This window comes from Arthrobacter sp. 01L42 (assembly GCF_056400005.1).
Genome location: NZ_JBFTSL010000017.1, coordinates 19,066 through 38,663 on the forward strand (window position 1 = coordinate 19,066; position 19,598 = coordinate 38,663).

At 61.5% G+C, this 19,598-nt stretch carries 14 protein-coding genes; 8 read left to right on the forward strand and 6 right to left on the reverse strand.

The window, feature by feature from the left end; translation table 11 throughout:
* Position 1: 1 nt before the first annotated feature.
* Positions 2-442, forward strand: a complete 441-nt coding sequence (locus AC1DN2_RS15285) for a DUF4913 domain-containing protein (protein WP_476850973.1) — start codon at positions 2-4, stop codon at positions 440-442.
* 747 nt (positions 443-1,189) lie between these two features.
* On the opposite strand, the gene AC1DN2_RS15290 is transcribed toward AC1DN2_RS15285, so the two are convergent.
* From AC1DN2_RS15290 to AC1DN2_RS15315, 6 genes are all read right to left on the reverse strand, one after another.
* The gene (locus tag AC1DN2_RS15290) at positions 1,190-1,426 is read right to left on the reverse strand and encodes a hypothetical protein (RefSeq protein WP_476850974.1); all 237 of its coding nucleotides are present in this window, start codon (positions 1,424-1,426) and stop codon (positions 1,190-1,192) included.
* Between the two features lie 478 nt (positions 1,427-1,904).
* Complete coding sequence (locus tag AC1DN2_RS15295; RefSeq protein WP_476850975.1) at positions 1,905-2,861, reverse strand: alpha/beta hydrolase fold domain-containing protein; 957 nt, start codon at positions 2,859-2,861, stop codon at positions 1,905-1,907.
* Between the two features lie 27 nt (positions 2,862-2,888).
* Positions 2,889-4,580 carry a DUF5597 domain-containing protein gene (locus AC1DN2_RS15300; protein WP_476850976.1) on the reverse strand — a complete coding sequence of 564 codons (1,692 nt, stop codon included), beginning with the start codon at positions 4,578-4,580 and terminating at the stop codon, positions 2,889-2,891.
* 79 nt (positions 4,581-4,659) lie between these two features.
* Positions 4,660-6,804, reverse strand: coding sequence for a glycoside hydrolase family 3 N-terminal domain-containing protein (locus tag AC1DN2_RS15305; RefSeq protein ID WP_476850977.1), 2,145 nt, complete (start codon positions 6,802-6,804; stop codon positions 4,660-4,662).
* 159 nt (positions 6,805-6,963) lie between these two features.
* On the reverse strand, positions 6,964-7,995 hold the full coding sequence (locus tag AC1DN2_RS15310) for a Gfo/Idh/MocA family protein (RefSeq protein ID WP_476850978.1): 1,032 nt from the start codon (positions 7,993-7,995) through the stop codon (positions 6,964-6,966).
* Positions 7,995-9,749 (reverse strand): glycoside hydrolase family 3 protein, encoded by a 1,755-nt coding sequence (locus AC1DN2_RS15315; RefSeq protein ID WP_476850979.1) that lies wholly within the window; start codon positions 9,747-9,749, stop codon positions 7,995-7,997. Before AC1DN2_RS15315 ends, AC1DN2_RS15310 begins: the two co-directional genes overlap by 1 nt.
* Positions 9,750-9,901: 152 nt before the next feature.
* Here AC1DN2_RS15315 and AC1DN2_RS15320 point away from each other — a divergent pair, with 152 nt between their 5' ends.
* The 7 genes from AC1DN2_RS15320 (at position 9,902) to AC1DN2_RS15350 (ending at position 19,578) form a co-directional block, all read left to right on the forward strand.
* A complete protein-coding gene (locus AC1DN2_RS15320) occupies positions 9,902-11,161 on the forward strand; it encodes an ROK family transcriptional regulator (RefSeq protein ID WP_476850980.1) in 1,260 nt (419 codons plus the stop codon).
* A 207-nt stretch (positions 11,162-11,368) separates the two neighbouring features.
* Positions 11,369-12,913, forward strand: coding sequence for a GMC oxidoreductase (locus tag AC1DN2_RS15325; protein ID WP_476850981.1), 1,545 nt, complete (start codon positions 11,369-11,371; stop codon positions 12,911-12,913).
* Between the two features lie 4 nt (positions 12,914-12,917).
* Positions 12,918-14,240, forward strand: coding sequence for a C-glycoside deglycosidase beta subunit domain-containing protein (locus AC1DN2_RS15330; RefSeq protein WP_476850982.1), 1,323 nt, complete (start codon positions 12,918-12,920; stop codon positions 14,238-14,240).
* Positions 14,241-14,334: 94 nt separating this feature from the next.
* Entirely contained in the window at positions 14,335-15,858 is a 1,524-nt protein-coding gene (locus AC1DN2_RS15335; protein WP_476850983.1) for an ABC transporter substrate-binding protein, read from the forward strand.
* Positions 15,859-15,932: 74 nt separating this feature from the next.
* Complete coding sequence (locus AC1DN2_RS15340) at positions 15,933-16,874, forward strand: ABC transporter permease (protein ID WP_476850984.1); 942 nt, start codon at positions 15,933-15,935, stop codon at positions 16,872-16,874.
* Positions 16,871-18,709, forward strand: coding sequence for a dipeptide/oligopeptide/nickel ABC transporter permease/ATP-binding protein (locus AC1DN2_RS15345; RefSeq protein WP_476850985.1), 1,839 nt, complete (start codon positions 16,871-16,873; stop codon positions 18,707-18,709). The genes AC1DN2_RS15340 and AC1DN2_RS15345 overlap by 4 nt, the downstream gene beginning before the upstream one ends.
* Entirely contained in the window at positions 18,706-19,578 is an 873-nt protein-coding gene (locus tag AC1DN2_RS15350) for an ATP-binding cassette domain-containing protein (RefSeq protein WP_476850986.1), read from the forward strand. Before AC1DN2_RS15345 ends, AC1DN2_RS15350 begins: the two co-directional genes overlap by 4 nt.
* Positions 19,579-19,598: the final 20 nt, after the last annotated feature.

The window sequence follows — 19,598 nt, forward strand, 5'->3', positions numbered from 1 at the left end:
AATGACCATCAACATCGGCCGATTCAGTGAAGCTCCCGGCACGAGCGCAGAAGAGCCCGCCCGCACGGCTGGAGACGAGCAGAAGCCGCTGGAACTGGTCTACGGCTCAGCCGAAGAGTTCCTGCACGAACAGCTGCTGCCCACCTACGTCCGCGACGTCGACGGCCGCGCAGCCAATTGGTGCATCGAATGGTACTTCCACCCCGAAGCAGTCTCCCGAATAGAAGCGCTGTGGCGGGTCTGGGAACACCTCAGACTCGACGGGGCCACCGGCATCAGCGTGTGGTTCAAAGACCACGCAGACCACCACATGAGCGTGCTCCTCGACCCACGCGGACCGTTCTACAAATGCGACATGCAAAAACACCGCGACCCTGAACACCTTGAGCCAAAAAAGGCCCCGAACGGCTGGTTCCCCGACGTGCGAGTCCAGGAGAGGTAGCTCTGGCAGAACCAGGCGACTCTAAGCTGTCCACGGTTGGGGTCAATCCGGGTTATCCACGGCTGGAAATCGGGAGCCTTTGGGGAGCTCCCTCAGCAGCAGTAGCGGTGGATAACCCATCAGGATCGTCCCCGCCTGTGGGCAGCGGGCCCTGCCTTCACCCCAAAGACCCGCAATCGTGCAACAGGCTGTTGCGCAATTGCCGAATACCTCGGCGTGGCCGGCTGTCAGGTTTGCATCCAAGACCGTTCGGCGGACACGTCCAGGAACTGCTTTCCGGACCCTATTCTGACGAGCATTTCACTCCTGCCTGACGTCAGGATGGGGTGTACTTTAGGTTGGCAGCACGCGGGGGCGCCAGTGCAAGTGCCCCCACTGCGATGAGCGGGTTCGGCGACCCTTCTTCTTAGTGCCTGGGGGTCGACTCAACGCGACTGCCTGGCCGTGCGGATTGCAGGTGCGATTGGGGCTGGTTCCATGTCGCGGCGCGCTTCCCGCAGGTTAAGTTCAGGAATCAAGAGCGGCCATGGCGGCACTACGAGTGTCAATCATTCGCCGGCCCATCCCGGCAGCCGTCCAGATCCAGAAGCAGGACTGATCAGGCATTACTACGTCCACTATGCAGCTGACGATTTCGTGCCCGACCCGTAACCTGAGTTCGATTCCCGCCCTAAGGGTGCTCGGATCAAGGGAGGAATTAAAGGGGGCAGTGTACGCTTTCGCCCCGGCCCTGGCAGAGCCGGGTTGCTAGCTATTTACTGCGCCATGCTGCTGGCGTATCAACCCAAAGGGGACGGCAGGATGGGCGCGTACGATGTATCTGCCGGTGTCGATCCGCGTCACGAGAATCCCTACCCGGTGTTCAGCGGCGGCCTTCTTTATGACCTCTATTGCCGTTGTCAGAACGTCGTCAAGTTCGCTTGCTTGCTCGACCCGTACTTCCACCATGCCGGGTTTTTCTACCCGTGGTTTATTCAATTGCATGCCTGTTCCTGTGACTTGGGTTGCCGCTTGTTGATCCTCCAGTTGCCGGGGGAGCCCGGCCAACGAGAGAGCTCGCATGACGTCCGGCAGTCTGCCGATAGGTCGCGCCTCGATGAACCACCCCTAGTTCTGGCCCAGTGATGCCTAAATGAGGGGCCGCAAGGACTTTGGACGGCGACTGTAAAGCAGTGTCTAAAAGCGCCAGGACTCCAGTGGTGTGTCGGCGCTGATACCCCTGTTTACTATCTGTGCGCTCGGGAACCACTCATGCCAAAGTCCCCCCGCGGTAATGCTGTCTCTGAGAAAAACCACTTCCCCGTGTGACAGGGGCAGTTTCCTCATGTTGCTGCGCGACCATCCTTCTTGATGGCTCGAAGACTTTTTGTTCCAGGAATTTGTTGAGAATCTTGGGAGGCATATTGGCTTCCCTTCCGGGGAATGGTTTTGTAAGAGCTGTTTCTACCCCGGGCCTTGGGCGTCACTGACTCCGTGGTCGTAGCCTTGCTGCGATCCGCTCTAGTGCGTCGTTTACAGGAGCAAATGCCGCGGGCAAGTTCAGGAAGCCGTGGAGCATACCAGGGATCTTTACTTGCTCGACGTCGACGCCACTGGCGGCAAGTAGGGCGCTGAAGGCCTCTCCTGACGCCCTGAGTTCGTCGTATTCGGCGTTCAGGACAAGGGTTGGTCCGAGTCCATTGAGTTCTGCGCCGACTGGCATTGCGTAGCCCGGGACTGCAACGTCGTCTGCGGTTCCCAGATAGCTTTCCTTCACGGAACGCGCCATATCTGGGGTAAGTTTCATGGCACTTGGCAGTTCCATCAAGGCGCGCCGAAGCGACTCAGAAGGTTGGGGGAGGTCAAAGTGCATCATGGGATACACCAGAACAAGGTGCTCGGGTACCCACTTGTCCTCGTCCCGGAGTCGCAGGGCAGCGGCTGCGGCCAAATTGGCACCTGCACTGGCTCCGCCCACCGAAAGTGACGTGATGCCCAAGTCCGTTGTGTTGGCTTGCACCCATCGGATGGCGGCAACGACGTCGTCAAGGGGGACTGGGTACCGGACTCCGTCAACGGCCAGTCTGTAATCTACGCTGACGACTGTGGCGGATGCCCGGTGAACCAACTGCCGGGCTGTCCAGTCTGCCTCGTTCGTGTCGAGGTCCCCGAATTGGAACGCGCCTCCGTGCATCCAGATCAATGCATGTCCTGAATGGTCTTGTTGTTCTTCAGGAGTGTAGATGCGCACCGGTACTGGGCCGTGGTGGCCGGGAACGAAGACCATGCGAGTCCGGGCATACGGAGGGGGCGGCGCATCCGGATAGGCATCGAATGCTTCCATCTGCGCCCTCATTGAGGGCTCGCTGAGGGCGGCCTCCAAGGATGGGATGCCTCCCAGTAAGGGGAGCCGGGCGGCGATGTCGGGGTGAAACGGCATGTGGGGTCCTTTCTTAGGGGCTGGTGACTATTCGCTGGGGGTGATCAGCAGACGGACCTTCACGGCGCTGATGTGCTTGTCGGAAAGGATCTCGAGGCGTTCGTCCCCGTTGAGGTACCGTCCTTCCCGCAGCCCGGTATCGGTCATAACCAGCTCCCGGACTGAATCAAGCTCAACGTCAGCACCTGGCTTGTGGAAATCCACCTGCGCGCCTTGGCCGACGATGATGAACTCAGCCGGGTTGATGGCGAGGACCAGCCCGAACGGACGGCCGTCTCCGGGAGTGGGACCGTGGGTTGCGGCAACCGTTTCTCCGGGGAGTTCCGGCGCCGGTGGAACCCTCACGCCAGCGTCCAGGAGCATGTTTTCGAGGAGCTTCCTGGCGTTGCGAACACTGATGGCAGTGCCGACCAGCTCAGCGCTGATGGAATCCTCGTCCTGGTCAAGGGCGAAACCGAAGATCCGTCCATCGCGCTGGGCATCGGCAATTTCCGGCGTGAGGGAAGTCATGATCCCGCAGGCCGTGCTGAACTGGTTGCCTTCCCTGCCTTCTTCTACACCGAAGACGTTGTAGCCGAAACCTCCAAAGCCGCCGATCGCCAAAAACGCATCTCCGGCGCGGAAGCGGGCTTCAGGAATGAACAACGGGTTAAGGTCGGAGGCGTACTGCCGCATGACTTCTGCAGAGTTGGGAACGTAAATATCGGGTGCCAGGAAGTCGATGGCGGGAGCCGCGGCCCGCCACACCGGGATCATACGGGCGGTCGGTCCCCCGCTGGGGTACTGGCCGGGCAGGTCCTGCCCGCGTTGGGGTCCAAGCCAAGCGTTCGCGTATGCAGGGAGTGGCAGGATCTCTTTTCCGGCAGCCGCCAAGCCTCCCACAAAGGATGCGAATCCCCAGGCCATGAATGTCTCCTCAGCAACGGGGTCGTCATCGCCGAAATGGTCTGCCCAGCTCATGCTAGGGTCTGGATTTGCGCCGAGGACCTGCACAAATTGCGGGTCAAATGATTCCGGTGCATCGGAAACCGCAGCAATGAGTTCCTCGGGGAGCGGTGCATTCCAGGCGGACTCGGCCAGCGCGTTGCGGTCCCTTCCTGCTCCCAACAGACCCACTTCGTTTTCAACCTGGACCATGATGACTGTATGGTCCGGATCGATCATCGCCACATGCTTCATGAAGGCCGTGTAAGCAGTCCGGTCCGCTTCAAACAGGTTGCGCGAGAAGACGGACAGACTTGGCCTAGGCATGGATCCGGGATAGGAGAAGGGCGTCTTCAGGGGTTTGACGCCCCTCTCCGCTCGTGGGAAGCGTTCCCGGTCGGCACGCACCCAGCTGGGGGCATAAGTGGAGGAAGCATTCTTGAACGCCCCAAACCAAATCAATACCAGTCGGACGCCGTTGGACCGGGCGTCTTCCACCAACCCGTCCACGATCGAAAAGTCGAGTTGTCCTTCCACCGGTTCGACTTGTTCCCATGACACAGGAGCGATAACGGAGTTAATGCCGGCCGTTGCCAGTTTGTCCCAGATAGGGGACATGTAGTTCCGATCGGATGCGCTTGAATTATGAAGTTCCCCTCCGATGCAGAGAAAAGGCTTCTCGTCAACGATGAGCCGGGTGTGGTTGCCAATTCGCTCCAGGCGCGGGAGGTTCGGTGCATCTACTCCTGGTCGAGGGGTTACTTCTTCCTGTACTGCGGTGTTCGGGTTTGACATGGTGATTGATCCTCGTTGTTTGTTTGTCCGGAAAGCTGCGGGTATATCAGGGTTCCAATGACCTCTGGGGCTTTTTATGTCAGGAGGGAGTGACTGTAAGGCTGAATCCTTGGGAGGAGACGCCGTCGCCAATCTCTATACGGAACTCGCCTGGCTCCACGATGTATCCGGTGTGGGGATCGTTGGTCCAGAATCCGAGATCATCAAAGCCGACTGTTAGTGACACATGTCGTTCTTGTCCGGCAGGTACGAAGATCCGGTTAAAGCCTCGCAACCGTTTGACAGGCTGGGTCACGCTTGCCACGAGGTCCGAGACGTACAACTGGACCACTTCGTCGCCATCTTTAGTCCCGGTGTTGCGAACGGCCGTGGTGAAAGAAAGTCTCGCTCCGTCTCTAAGCTCATCCAGCGTGACCGAAAGTGCCTGATCGGGCGATGCCTCCAGCTCGAACGACGTATAGCTGAGCCCAGTCCCAAAGCCGAATTGTGGCCCTAGCTTCAAGTCCAGGTACTTCGACTTGTAGTAGTCATCGGTGTTGTTAGGCCCGGTCAGCCCGACGTCGGGCCGCTTGTCAGCAAGACTTCCTCCCGACCGGGCCGGCCGCCCTGTTGACTCGTGGTTGTAATAGATGGGAATTTGACCCACGGAACGGGGAAAGGACATCGGGAGCTTTCCACCGGGATTAACAGCACCGGTGAGAACATCGGAAATCGCGGCCCCGGCCTCGGTGCCCAGGTGCCATGCCACGAGCAGGGAAGGACAGTCATCGATCCAGTCACTGACCACGAGCGGGCGTCCCGTCATTAAGACCACGGCGAAGGGGGTGCCTGTCTGCGCGACAGCCCTGATCAACTCGGTCTGATCGCCGGGGAGGTCCAATGAACTGCGTGAGCTGGCCTCGCCAGAGATCGAACTGGGTTCACCTACAGCGATTATGACCACGTCTGCCTCAACAGCGGCCTTTGCTGCTTCTGCCTGCAAGGCAGGGTCGGAGTCGAAGAATCTTGCACCCGGGAGTGTCGTGATCTCGGAGTCGGGTAGTGCCGTCTCCAGGGATTCGAATATGGAGGTCGTGGTTGGGGAAGCGAAGAATTGCACCCATGCGCCGAGGTGGTCCTTGCTTTCGGAGTAGGGACCCACTACTAGCACGCGTTGTCCCTGTGCAGCCAAAGGGAGGACGGGCCCGTCGTTCTTCAGTAGAACCGTGCAGCGTGCGGCTGTGGTTCTCGCTGCCGACAGCGAGGCTTCGGTAGGGCCGGTCGCGGCCGTCTGTTCGTCGACGTAAGGGTTCTCGAAAAGGCCAAGAGCCTGCTTGAGGCGAAGCACGCGAAGTACGGCATCGTCCAGGCGTGCGCTGTCCAGCTCGCCTTCTTGGATGATTGGCTCACCGTCTACCAGCAGAGAGCCACCCATCTCCACGTCCAGCCCGGCCGAAAGAGCCAGTCGTCCCGCGTCCGCCGGCGAGGTTGCGACACCGTGCTCTATGAGTTCGCCTACGCCACCTGCGTCCGCGACCACAATGCCGGCATGTCCCCACTCCGTCTTCAAGACGTCGGTGAGCATCTGCCGGTTGGCGTGCATGGGAACGCCCGACACCGCGTTGAAGCTCGCCATGATACTGGCGACTCCCGCCTCAACCGCAACTCTGAACGGTTCCAGATACACGTTGCGAAGCCGCTGAACGGAGATGTCCGTGGTGTTGTAGTCCCGTCCTCCTTCGGCCGCGCTGTAGCCAACGAAGTGTTTGGCGCAGGCGGCAATGGAGCTTCCCGAGGAGAGGTCGTCGCCTTGGTAGCCCCGGATTTTGACTTCCCCAAGGATGGCGTTGAGATAGGGATCCTCGCCAAAGCCTTCGACCACGCGTCCCCATCGCGGGTCACGGGAGACGTCGATCATCGGTGAAAAAGTCCAGTTGACTCCGGTGGACCGGGCCTCCGCGGCAGAAAAGCGTGAGTCGGCGGCTGCAACCTCTGGGTCGAAGCTGGCGGCTTGTGCCAGGGGCGTGGGAAAAATAGTGAATTGGCCATGAACGACGTCCAAGCCGATAAGAAGTGGAATGCCATGCGGGCTCTCCTCTATGGCCTGCCGTTGGAGGGCGTTCGTTGCCTCCGCTGTGGCGGGCCAGAAGAGAGCCCCGGCACCCGTCCGTGCGAGGTTTCCGGCATCGGCTGGATCGGGCCTCCAAACGATTTGAAGCTGGGCCAGCTTCTCGGCATACGTCATCGAGGCGAGGATTTGCTCTGGCTGCAATTGTGGTTCCAAGTTTCCGGTCCTTCCAGCAAACGCTGTTTGTCGCAAGTGGGCCTACACCTCATCAACGAGAATGCGAGATGCCCTATAGGGGTCGGTGGTCCATGGGTGTGGTTGAGACGATGATCGGGATCATGCCCCGGCTGGTTCCATCCGCCCTTGGGATCGAGTCTTATCCCGGATGAGATCCAGGGTGTGCATGATGGCGAGGGTGTCATTCAGCGGCATCACAGAACTCTGCGACTGGCCGGTCCTCAAGAGCGTTTGGAACTCGAGAATCTCGTATCTAAGCCCGCTCCCTTCGATTGGCGCGGGCATGGTACGGGGCTCCAGCACGCCGGGACCGGAGCGGTTGTAGCGCAAAACGGTTATGCGGTCGGGACAGTGGTGCGGGGCCGGCAGTTGAATGAATCCCTCGGTTCCCAGGACGCGTGCATCATTCGGAAGGGGCGTCCGAATGGAAGACTTGACGATCCCCGTGCCTCCCGTGGGGTAGGACAGGAGCGCTGCCGTGTCCAGGTCTACGCCACTGGAACTGTAGTGGCCAACGGCTGCAACGGACGGTTCGTTGCCGAGCAGCCAGTGCGTGAGCTGAACAGGATAGACGCCCAGTTCAAGAAGGCTTCCTCCGCCTAGCGCAGGGTCATGCAACCTTGGCCGGCCCTGCGGGCCCGAGTCCGGAATTGGAAATCCAAAGGAGGCTTCCACCGATCGCACTTCGCCGATGGCTCCGTCATCGACCAAGCGCCGAAGCTCCACGTAGGCCGGCAGAAAGCGCGTCCACATGGCCTCCATCAGGGCCGTTCCGGTTCGCTGGGCGGTCCGGGCCAAGTCCAGAGCCTCGGCGTGGTTGAGAGTGAAGGGTTTCTCGACCAGGACGTGTTTGCCGGACTCCATGAACAACGTGGCGTGGGCATGGTGAAGCCCGGCCGGCGTGGACAGGTAGACGGCGTCGATGGCGTCGTCTTCCGCTAGTTCCTGAAACGACCCATGATGCTGTGGGACGTCGAACTCGGAGCAAAACCTAGCCGAAGAGAGCTGATTTCTGGATGCTGCGGCTGCGAGTGACGCGCCGGGCACTTCCTTCAACGCGTGCGCAAACTCCCGGGCGATTGCTCCCGTGCCGGCGAGCCCCCATCTGATGTCTGCTTTATCCATCTTCATCAACTGATCCCGGAACCGTAGACGTACAGCGGCTCCGCGGTGTCTGATGCGACGTCGGGCCGGCTTGCCCGGACGGCGTCCATCGACCGCGGCAGTTCAAAGGGCAGGCTTCCGCGGTGTGCGATCCTTCCCGTGAGGCCATCGAACAACGCCGCGTCGGATGCCCCGAAGTTGGCTACTAGGGCGGTAACAGCGTCGTCGAACGGCGTCAGAATGGCTGGCCGATCCAAGTACACGTCCAATACCACCGGGACTGTGGCAGCAAGGGAAGTAATGTGCTCGATGACCGCAGCAGGGAAGTCGAGGGATCCCTGGTGTGTCATGGCTTCGAGGAAGTAGGTATTCCGGGGTTCAAAGGGTGCCTTGAGGCGAACCACCGCGACGTCTGCCTGCGCCGGGTCGCTCACGACTGTTCCGTATCGGGCGGCGACCGCTGGATCAACTCCTTCAATGTAAAGGTGCAGGCCTGCTGCAAGGGGAAGAATGGCTTCGTTTTTGAGAACCGTCATAGCTTCCGCCTGGGCACGATGGCCCTTTTCCTGGAACTCGGCGGCGCCCACGACGCGCTCAGCTTCGTCCTCGTCCACGAACGGGTTATCGAACAGTCCGAGTTGGAATTTGACCAGGAGTACGCGCCGGACGGATTCATCGAGCCGCTCCTCAGTGATGGTGCCCTGTTTGAGGAGCTCGAGTAGAAGGTCCGTCCGCATTTCACCTCCCATTTGATCGGCACCGGCGCGAAGCAGTGCATCGAGCCGTTCCGCGGGGGAGAGGTGCTCCACGCCCCATGCCTTGGCCGGGAAGGGGAGTCCGAACACCTCAAGGTCGGTGATGAGGCCCCAGTCGGTGAGGACCACTCCGTCGAATCCGAGTTCCTCACGCAGCAGGCCCGTGATAATACGGTGGTTGAAGCCGAACGCGACTTCCTCGACGGGTTGTCCATCCAGCTCCAGTCCCGCGGGCAAACTGTAGTACGGCATGATCGCGCTTGTTCCTGCATCGATGGCAGCACGGAACGGGGCGAGGTGTTCCTGGAACTGGTCTCCCGGGTAGACCTGTTCTCGGCCATATGGGAAATGCGGATCCTCGCCGTCCTTCTGGGCTCCGCCTCCGGGAAAGTGCTTCGTTGTGCAGGCAATGCTGTCCGCACCTACTTTCTGACCCTGAAGGCCCCGGAGGTAAGACGCGACCATGGCACAGACGGCACCGGCGTCCTGCCCGAACGTTTGGGCTTGACGGGCCCATCGCGGTTCGGTTGCAAGATCAACTTGCGGGTGCAGGGCAGCCCTGATCCCGACGGCCAGATACTCACGACGCACAATGTCACCGAATTCCTGAACGAGTTCAGGGTCACCGATGGCGGCCAAGCCGAGTGGTTCGGGCCATTGGGACATGGAGCCCGGGGCCAGCGCCATCCCGACGTTGTCGGCGAACCCATGACGAGGGTCGCTGGAGAAGGTGATGGGGATGCCATGAGGCGTGCTGGCGGCTAATTCCTGGAGCGCATTCTGCCATCTGGCCGCCTCGCGCGGTGATGGCAGGGTGTGGGCATTGAAGTGATTCACCAGCTTCCCGGAGATAACGTCTCGAGGTGTCTCCGGTCCAAAGGGTCCTGGTGTATCGAGATCGCCCGGTTTGCCGGCCGGCAGCACTGTGTGGAAGAGCAGTCCGGCCTTTTCTTCGGCTGAGAGTCGGGGTAGGAGATCCGCGACCCGCTCCTCCGGGGTCAAGCGAGGGTCCTCGTAGGGATCCATCACGCCATTGCCATTGAGGTCCCGGTAGGCGACGCCTTCCAGGGTGGTCACTGTTTCTCGCGACATGAGCTCTCCTTTGACACTTCTTCCGGTCACCGTCGAAAGGATATACTACGGTTCGGAGATTGCTCTCCGCTATGGAAGGAAAATTAATGCCGATTGACCGTTATTCCGGCATGGCGGCCGTTCTTGATGCCATCCGCAGCGAGGCAGGGATAACCCAGCCCGCCTTGGCTGACCGCTCCGGACTAGGGCGCAGCGTGGTCGCAGAACGGGTGGCCGAGTTGGAATCCGTCGGGCTCGTGAATCCTGCGGGCCTCGGTCCTTCTACCGGCGGACGAGCACCGAAGCGACTGAAATTAAATGCTGCCGCCGGATACGTCGTTGCCGTGGATGTCGCCTCCAACGAACTCGTCGTTGCGGCGGCCGATCTGTCGGGAACAATCCGCTCCACCCGACAGGTCCAGATCGATGTCACGGACGGACCCGTGGCGGTGCTCAATCAGGCTACGGAGCTGGTGGAAGAGGTCAGTACTGCGCCAGGGATTAGTGGCCCCCTGCTTGCGATGGGTGCCGGTCTGCCGGGCCCCGTAGCCTTTGACACCGGCGTACCGGCGGCCGTGCCAGTGATGGCGGGGTGGGATGGCTATCCTGTGCGGCAGCATTTGGCCTCGCGCTGGGGGGCGCCGGTATGGGTTGACAACCGCGTGAACCTCCTGGCGCTCGGCGAGATCTGGGCCAATCCCGCAGCGGCGGCGGCAAAGCAAATGCTGTATATCGGGGCGGGGGCCAGCATCGCTGCTGCACTGGTGGTGGACGGCAGACTCTACCGGGGAGCACATGGGCTGGCAGGGGCCATTGGACACGTGGCCGTGGCGGAGGCAGGCATCGCCATCTGCCGTTGCGGCAAGATCGGATGCCTCGAAGCGCTTGCCAGCGGCTCCGCGATGAGCCGGCAGGGCCAGACGTTGGCCGAGAGCGGTCAGAGCCCTGTGCTGGCCGAAATTCTAAGCCGAACAGGCAAGATCCGCCCGCTGGACATCACGCTTGCGGCCGAAGGCGGGGACGATGCTGCCCGCGAACTTTTACGTCGGACGGCCTCCTCTTTGGGCGGGAGTTTGGCCACACTGGTCAGCTTCTTTGCCCCCGAACTCATGATCATCGGAGGAGGTCTCGCACGCGCGGGCTCCTACGTCCTGGAACCAATCCGGCGGGCCGTGCATGAGCGGTTATTGCCGGTATCCGCGGCTGATCTCCTGATTGAGTTGTCGGCGGTCAATGAGGAAGCGGGCGGCGTGGCGGGCGGCGTGCAGCTTGCACTAGGTCAACTCTTTTCGCGCGAGCACCTGCCAGCATTGCTTGAATCGCGCCACGGCTCGTCGGACGCGCTCGTCGAGGCGCATCTGGCCTAGCCGTCCTCCCAGCTACGGCCCTGGACGCCGAGTCGCCCAGGGCCGTTTTGTTTGCCTCCGACTTGTCATTTCCGAATCCCGGTGTTGACTTCTTCCGGACACCGGTAGAAGATAAGCGGGAGCAAAGTGGCTTGGGCCACACCAGGAACCTGCCGTTCCGGCCGATCATCGGCGCCGGATGAGCCATTTCGATTGGATGTAAGTGGCATGACCAGAAGTTTCCCCAGAGCAGTGGATGTGGCCATCATCGGCAGTGGACCCTGCGGAGCTGCCTACGCCCGGATTCTGAGCGAACAAGCCCCCGACGCTACCGTTGCGTGCTTCGAAGCCGGCCCGCTGCTCGCCGATCCTCCCGGAATTCACGTAAAGAACATTGCCGACATCCACGAGAGGGCCACGGCTCAACGCCGATCGGAGGGGCTACCCTCACTCGTCGCGGCAGCGAGTGGAAGCTCCACATCAACTGCGGCCGGAACCGGATCACGTATGGTCCGCCCCGGCACTTTCCTTCTCCCCAAGGGCTACAAACAGCCGGGCGAAGACGGCATGCCCGGTGCAGCGATGTCGTCAAACGTCGGCGGCATGGGCGCACACTGGACCGGCGCCTGCCCCCGACCAGGCGGGAGCGAACGCATTCCCTTCCTCCAGAATCTGGACGGACTGCTGGAGGAAGCGGAGCGCTTACTGCATGTTGCCGACAACGCATTTGATGACGCACCGTACTCGAAGGACGTGCGGCAGCGGCTTGGCAATGCCTTGGATGCTGGCAGGGCCGAGGACCGTCGGGTCCGTCCCATGCCGCTGGCCGTGATGCGGCATGACGACGGCCGCATCACGTGGTCCGGTGCCGACATTGTTTTCGGGGAGGAAACCCGGAACAACCCGAACTTCAGTCTCTTTCCCGAAGCCCTTGTGACCCGGGCGCTGGTGGAAGACGGCCATGTCCGTGGCGTGCTGGTGCGTGATCTGCAAGACGGCACCGAGCATGAGATCCGAGCTGCAAAGGTCGTTGTGGCCGCCGATGCGCTGCGAACCCCTCAGCTGCTGTGGGCCTCCGGTGTTCGGCCCAAAGCCTTAGGGCGTTACCTAAACGATCAGCCGCAGACAGTCTTCGCCGTCCGGTTGAATGAAGTAGCCGTATTGCCGGAAGAACCGCGCCCCGCAGGGGACCGGCCGACGATCCTGCAGCACAGTGGGGTGAGTTGGGTGCCGTTCACCGATCAGGAGCCATTTCACGGCCAGGTCATGCAGCTGGATGCATCTCCTGTTCCGCTGGCCGATGCCGATGTCCCCGCACCTGGAAGCATTGTGGGCCTGGGTTGGTTCTGCGGAAAAGACTTGCAGGAGGCCGACCGGGTCGAATTCGATGCCGACGAGCAGGACGCCTATGGAATGCCTGCCATGCGGATCCACTACCGACTCACCGAACGGGACCATGCCTCCATCGAGGCGTCACGCCAGGCAATCCGCCGGGCCGCTAAGGCACTCGGAGAACCTCTAAACCAGGAACCGCTCACCTTCCCGCCAGGCGCTTCCCTCCATTACCAAGGAACAACTCGCATGGGCCAGTCCGCCGACGGTACGTCGGTCTGCGGGCCAACCGGTGAGGTCTGGGGAGTGAGCGGCCTCTACGTGGCCGGCAACGGTGTCATCCCGACCTCGATCGCGTGCAACCCGACACTTCTCTCCGTCGCACTCGCGGTAGCCGGTGCCAACTCAATCGCCAACCAATTTAACGCAGACAGGAACTGACAACATGCTTGAAAGGGAAACCATCCAGGGGCGGGGGTTCCGGAATGTGACCGAAGGCGGCCGCATCATCGGCTTCCAGTTCCAGCTCCGCAACCCAAATTACAGGGGAACCTCGGCCAGCCTGCTGGACGGAGTTGAAGTAACAATTGACGGGGAGAAGATCCCGGATCACGTCCCCACATGGACCCTCCAGGGGCGAAACTTCACACTTGATGAACTACGCAACTCAACGGACGTGCGTTGGCAGCTGGACGAGACGGCTACCATCACAGTCCCTAAACCGGGCGGACTCAATCCGGGAGTCCACGACTTGGAGGTTACCGTCTTCCTGCGGCGCCCCTACTTCCCGCCGCACGTTGCCCGGTCCCCGTTCAAGTCGACTGCCAAGCCCGTCATCGTGCCGCCGGCGCCGCAGGGCAGCCTGCGCTATGGGGTGTCGACCTACAGCTACTCGGGTGACATCTATACCTCCATGGACCTGGAGGACGTTTTTGCCGATATTGCAGACATGGGAGCCACCGGTATCGAAATTCTCGGGGAAGCCAATGTACCGGGCTATCCCTCACCGTCCACAGCCTGGATTGACAACTGGCACGGGCTCCTGGCCAAGTACGGGCTGACCCCGACCAACTACGGCGCCTGGGTTGACACCGACATGTGGCACAACCGCAACCTGAGCGCATCCGAGGGTGCGGCCCAGATCCAGCTGGACCTAAAGATGGCAAAGCAGCTTGGTTTTACCTCGATTCGACCCAAGTTCGGTGTGACATCCCTCCAATTGGACCCACACCCGATCTGGTCCGAAGCTGTTGAACGGTCCCTGGACTTGGCTCAGGAGCTGGACGTTGTCATCTCACCTGAGATCCATGCTCCTACGCCGATCAAGCACCCTGTCACACAGGGGTACCTGGACTTCATCGGGAAGTCGGGAACCCAGCATTTCAAGCTGCTGATAGACACCGGGATTTTCCAGACCGCTGGCGTAGATGACGGCCATGAGGGATTCGAGGAGGGCAAGAAAAGGCCGGCCCACTTGGAGCCGCTCGCCGTTCCGATGTCGGACCTGATCGAGGTGCTTCCCCACGTGCACTTCATCCAGACAAAGTTCTTTGAGATTGACGACGATCTTCGGGACCTGCACATTCCGTGGGCAGAGATTGTTTCCACTCTTGTGGAATCCGGCTGGAGCGGCTGGCTCTCCAGCGAATACGAGGGCCGGCGTGAACCCTACAGGGGCCGCGACCAGGTCCGACGACAGCACGCTTTGATGCGACAGCTACAAACGGCCAAGGCCAACGACGCCCTCACCAGTGGTTTGACACGATAAACAAACCATCTGTCGCATAGAGCCGCCTCGGTCGCGAGGTGGCTGGGCGCCACTCAATGGACGGCGCTTCAATCCCATTCCCAACAGGAGAAACATGCGTAAGTACCTTATCGCGGCGGCAACCGCCGCAGCCTTGCTCACCACCGCGACCGGATGTGCCGGCGGAAGTTCGTCAGCCAGCTCCCAGCCAACAACCCTGTCGCTGTCCCAGATCGCGGCGCCGGACAGCTTCGCACCCGGCAACTTCGGCACCGGGCCCAACTCCCAGTATCTGCAACCCGTCTATGACTCGCTGCTGCGCAACGACGAAAACGGAGAACCGACCCCGAACGTGGCTACCGACTGGAGCTACGACGCCACCCAGACCACGCTAAGCATGACCCTCCGCGACGGTATTACTTTCACCGACGGCACGAAGCTCGACGCAGCGGCCGTCAAGACCGGCCTGGAGGCCGCCAAGAAGGGCACCGGTGAGGCCGGAGGGCAGCTGAGGGACCTCAAGAGCGTTGATGTGGTTGATCCGACCCATGTGAAGCTCGTCCTTACCGCTCCTGATCCTTCCCTTCTCCCTAACCTGGGCGGAAACGCCGGTATGCTGGCCAGCCCGGCCGCTGTCGGCAAGGAATCCCTGAAGACCGAACCTGTCGGCTCCGGCCCCTACGTGCTGGACAAAGCCCAGACCCAGGCCGGCAACAAGTACGTCTACACCCGCAACACCTCGTACTGGGGCGACAAGAAGTCGTACCCTTACGACACCATCAACATCACAGTCTTCAATGACAACAACGCTATGGAGAATGCTTTGCGGTCGGGGCAGATCGATTCTGCTGTCGTTCCATCCAAGGATGTTGCAAGCCTCAAGTCCGCTGGACTCAATGTTGTCTCCCTCCCGGCCTACACGACTTCCGGTTTGTTCCTTTTCGATCGTGAAGGAAAGCTGGCGCCGGCCTTGGCTGACGTCCGCGTCCGGCAGGCCATCAATTACGCCTTCGACCGCGACGCAATCGTGAAGCAGGCCTATGGGGGTGCCGGGACTAGCACAGCGCAGCTCTTCAGCACGGACAGTTCCGCATACGACGAGGCCCTCAACGGTAAGTACACATACGACGTCGCGAAGGCCAAGCAGCTGCTCGCTGAAGCGGGATACCCCAACGGCTTCGAGCTGAAGATGCCGGATGTTTCCCCCATCTACCCGGCGCAGCAGGCCGCGACGACTGAAGCCCTCAAAGCCATCGGAATCACGCCCGTCTACGAACCCGTGAACGGACAGACCTTCATCTCAGACCTGCTGGGCGGAAAGTACCCGGCAGCAATCTTCGGCCTCGACAGCCACCGCTCCTGGGACATCGCCCAGCTGGCTCTCGCGCCCGAGGCACTGTGGAACACCCTGCATGTCTCAGATCCGAAGGTGGTTTCGCTGATCGGCCAGGCCCAGAAGGAAACCGGAGACCAGCAGGTGCAGACGTTCAAGAAGCTGAACGAGTACGTGGTGGATCAGGCATGGTTCGCCCCTTGGATCCAGCCCAACAACGACTTTGCCATCAGCAAGAAGGTAACCGTCAAGCCACAGAAGTTCTCCACTGCCCTGCCGATCTGGAACTTCGCTCCGGCGAGCTGAGTAACGGGTGCCGGGCCTTCACATTGGGCCCGGCACTACCCTCGGACCACCATGATGACATCGGAGTCAACAAAATGCTGTTATTCATCCTGCGCAGGCTGGCCGCCGGCGTTGCCCTGCTGTTCGTGATCGCTACGGCCACGTTCTTCCTGCTGAACCTCACCGGGCAGGACCCCGTGCGGCAGATTCTCGGTCAGGCTGCCAGCGCAGCCCAGGCCGAGGCCAAACGCCACGAGCTGGGGTTGGATCGGCCGGTCATTGTCCGCTATGGCGAATGGATCTCAAGCGCCGCCACGGGAGACCTGGGCAGCTCATGGTTCAACAACCAGCCGGTCACCGCACTGCTCGCCCAAGCCCTGCCAATGACCTTGTCACTGGTTCTTGGTGCCATACTTCTCACAAGCATTTTCGGGGCGCTCCTGGGTGTACTCGCTGCCGTTCGTGGCGGGGTCATCGACCGCCTCCTGCAGGTTGTGTCGACCCTGGTTCAAGCCATTCCAAGCTTCCTGCTGTCCCTTGTGCTCGTACTGGTCCTTGCCGTGCAGCTCGGGGTTCTGCCCGCCACAGGCTATATCCCGTTCGCGAATTCACCTACTGAGTGGTTGTCGTCGATTGTGCTTCCGGTCGTTGCTCTTGCCATGGGGGCAATCGCGTCGGTGGCCATGCAGATCCGCGGGTCCATGACGGACGTTCTTCAGTACGACTATGTCCGCACGCTGCGCGCCCGCGGTTTGCCGGCCCGAAGCGTCCTGTACCGTCACGCTCTGCGTAATGCCTCCCCACCGGCGGTGACCACTTTGTCACTCATGTTTATTGTCATGATCTCGGGAGCCGTCGTTGTGGAAAAAGTCTTCAATATCCCGGGAGTCGGCACCCAGGCCAGCCTGGCTGCGGGACAGGGCGACCTGCCGGTTGTCCTCGGCGTTGTCCTTCTGACCGTGACCATGGTCGTCATCGTCAACCTCGTGCTGGACCTTGTGCAAGGCTGGCTCAACCCAAAGGTGCGTGTTGCATGAGCGAGAACATCATGGCCAGCGGCCCCCAACCGGTATTGACCGAGGAAGCCAACGTCGCCAGGCACGGCCTGTTCCGCCGGCTGCTGCGCGACCCGGTGGCAGTGATCTGCATTGCTGTTCTGGGAGTGCTCACACTTGCCGCGGTGTTCGCCCCGCTGCTGTCCCCTGGGGATCCTATGACCAGCAAGCTCGCGGATACCTTGGCACCGCCATTCACGGCGGCCCACCCGCTCGGCGCCGACGGCGTTGGACGGGACGTCCTCGCGCAGCTCCTCCACGGCGCCCGTACCAGTCTGATCAGCGCCGTTATTGTCATGGCGGTATGCACCGGCATCGGCGTCCCCTTGGGCATTTTGGCCGGCTACTTCCGCGGATGGTTTGATGCCACCAGCAGCTGGGTGAGCAACGCCCTCATGTCCCTGCCGGCCATAGTGATCCTGCTCGTGGTCCTTGCCCGCGTCGGGCGAAGCACTCCTTTGGCTTTGGCAGTGTTTGGTGTCCTGATCGCCCCTGCGGCATTCCAACTGGTCCGCGGCTCGGTGCGGGCGGTTCGCGAGGAGCTCTACATCGATGCCGCCCGCGTCTCCGGCCTGGGGAATACACGAATCATGGGCAGGCACGTGCTGCCGGTCGTTATTGCTCCCAGCATCATCCAAGCATCGCAAGTTGCCGCCGCCGGTATCGGCATCGAGGCCGGGATCGCATTCCTGGGCCTTGGCACTTCAGACCGCGCCAGCTGGGGCCTCATGCTCAGCGATGCTTCGCAAAACATTTTCAACGCTCCCTGGCTGCTCGTCTGGCCTACAGTGACCATCGTCCTGACCATCATGGTCTTCGCGCTCCTAGGCAATTCCTTGCGGGATGCCCTGGGTGGCCGCATCAGCATCCCTCCCCGGCAGCGCCGCATGCGGACCGAACGGGCACGCAGCACGGCGGCAGTTGCCCACACTGAGCCTGACGCCCGGCAGATTCCAGGCGCCCTGCTGGTCGTGGAAGGACTGCGCGTCGCCTATGACAAACAGGACGGGGGGGAGGCCGTCGTCGTGAATGACGTCTCCTTGGCCGTACGGAAGGGTGAGGTGCTTGGGCTGGTGGGGGAGTCGGGGTCAGGTAAATCCCAAACTGCCTTCGCCATACTGGGACTGCTGTCGCCCGGTGCCACGACAACTGCCAGCAGCCTCGCGTTTGACGGCCATCAGCTCGATGCTCTCTCCGACGATGAGCGTAACCGGCTGCGTGGCAGCCGGATCGGCTACATTCCGCAGGAACCGATGAGCAACCTGGACCCGTCCTACAGGATCGGTTTCCAGCTCACCGAACCCATGCGGTATCACCTGCGCATTTCTGCCAGAGAGGCCAAACAAGAGGCCCTTAGACTTCTGGCCCGCGTCGGCATCACCGACCCGGATCGGGTGTTCAACGCCTACCCGCACGAGATCTCCGGAGGCATGGCCCAGCGCGTCTTGATCGCAGGAGCTGTCTCCTGCGACCCCGACCTGCTCATCGCCGACGAGCCCACCACAGCCCTGGACGTCACCGTGCAGGCGGAAGTGCTGGATCTGATCCGTGATCTGCAGGCGGAGCGAGGCATGGCTGTGGTGTTGGTTACCCATAACTTTGGCGTCGTCGCCGACCTCTGTGACACCGTCGCCGTCATGCGCTCGGGCAGGATCGTCGAAGCCGCCTCCGCTGAGGAACTTTTCGCCAGCCCGAAGCACGAATACACGCGGATGTTGCTCGATTCGACGCTGGAAAACGCTCCCGCCCGCCGTCCGTTGACGCCAACTCGAGTTCATCCCGCCGATGTTGACATGGATCAGGAGATCGCATCATGACCGGCACACCAGTTCCCGGCGCCCCCAATCTCTTGGAAGTCGATGACCTTGTGGTCGAATTCGGCCGCAAAGGTTGGAACCGCAAACCGTTTCGGGCCCTGCATGGCATCTCCCTGACTATTGCCCAGGGCGAGACTCTTGGGCTGGTGGGCGAATCCGGTTCCGGCAAGAGCACACTGGGCAGGGCTGTCCTAGGTCTGGCCCCGGTCAGCGGTGGCGACATCCGATTTAATGGAAAATCGATCTCGCACGCCAAGGGAGCCGAACGCCGCACCCTCAGCCGGGACATCCAAGTTGTTTTCCAGGACCCCTACACCTCACTGAACCCGGCGTTGACTGTCAACGACATCCTTACCGAGCCCTTGCTGGTGACCGGGGTCTCACGTCACGACGCCGAACGCAGGGTCCGGGAGCTGCTCGACTACGTTCATCTGCCGGCAGACGCCGTCCAGCGCCTGCCCCGCGAGTTCTCCGGCGGGCAACGCCAGCGGGTAGCGATCGCCCGCGCCCTTTGCCGGGACCCGAAACTCGTCGTATGTGACGAACCTGTCAGTGCACTCGATCTCTCAACTCAAGCCAGGGTGCTGGACCTCTTTGTAGAAATTCAAGAGCGGACCGGCGTCGCGTATCTGTTCGTCACCCACGACCTGGGGGTGGTCCGGCACATTGGTCACCGTGTGGCCGTCATGAAGAACGGCGAAATTGTCGAAACGGGTGACGCTGAGACCATCACCTCAAGCCCCGGGCACCCCTACACCCAGCGACTGCTGCTCGCGGCACCGGTCCCGGATCCGAAGCGCCAGGCGCAGAGGCGGGGCGAGCGCCAGCAATTGCTGCTGGCCCAGGCCGGCGCCGCAAGCCGCGCCTAGTCACCCACTCGCACATGACA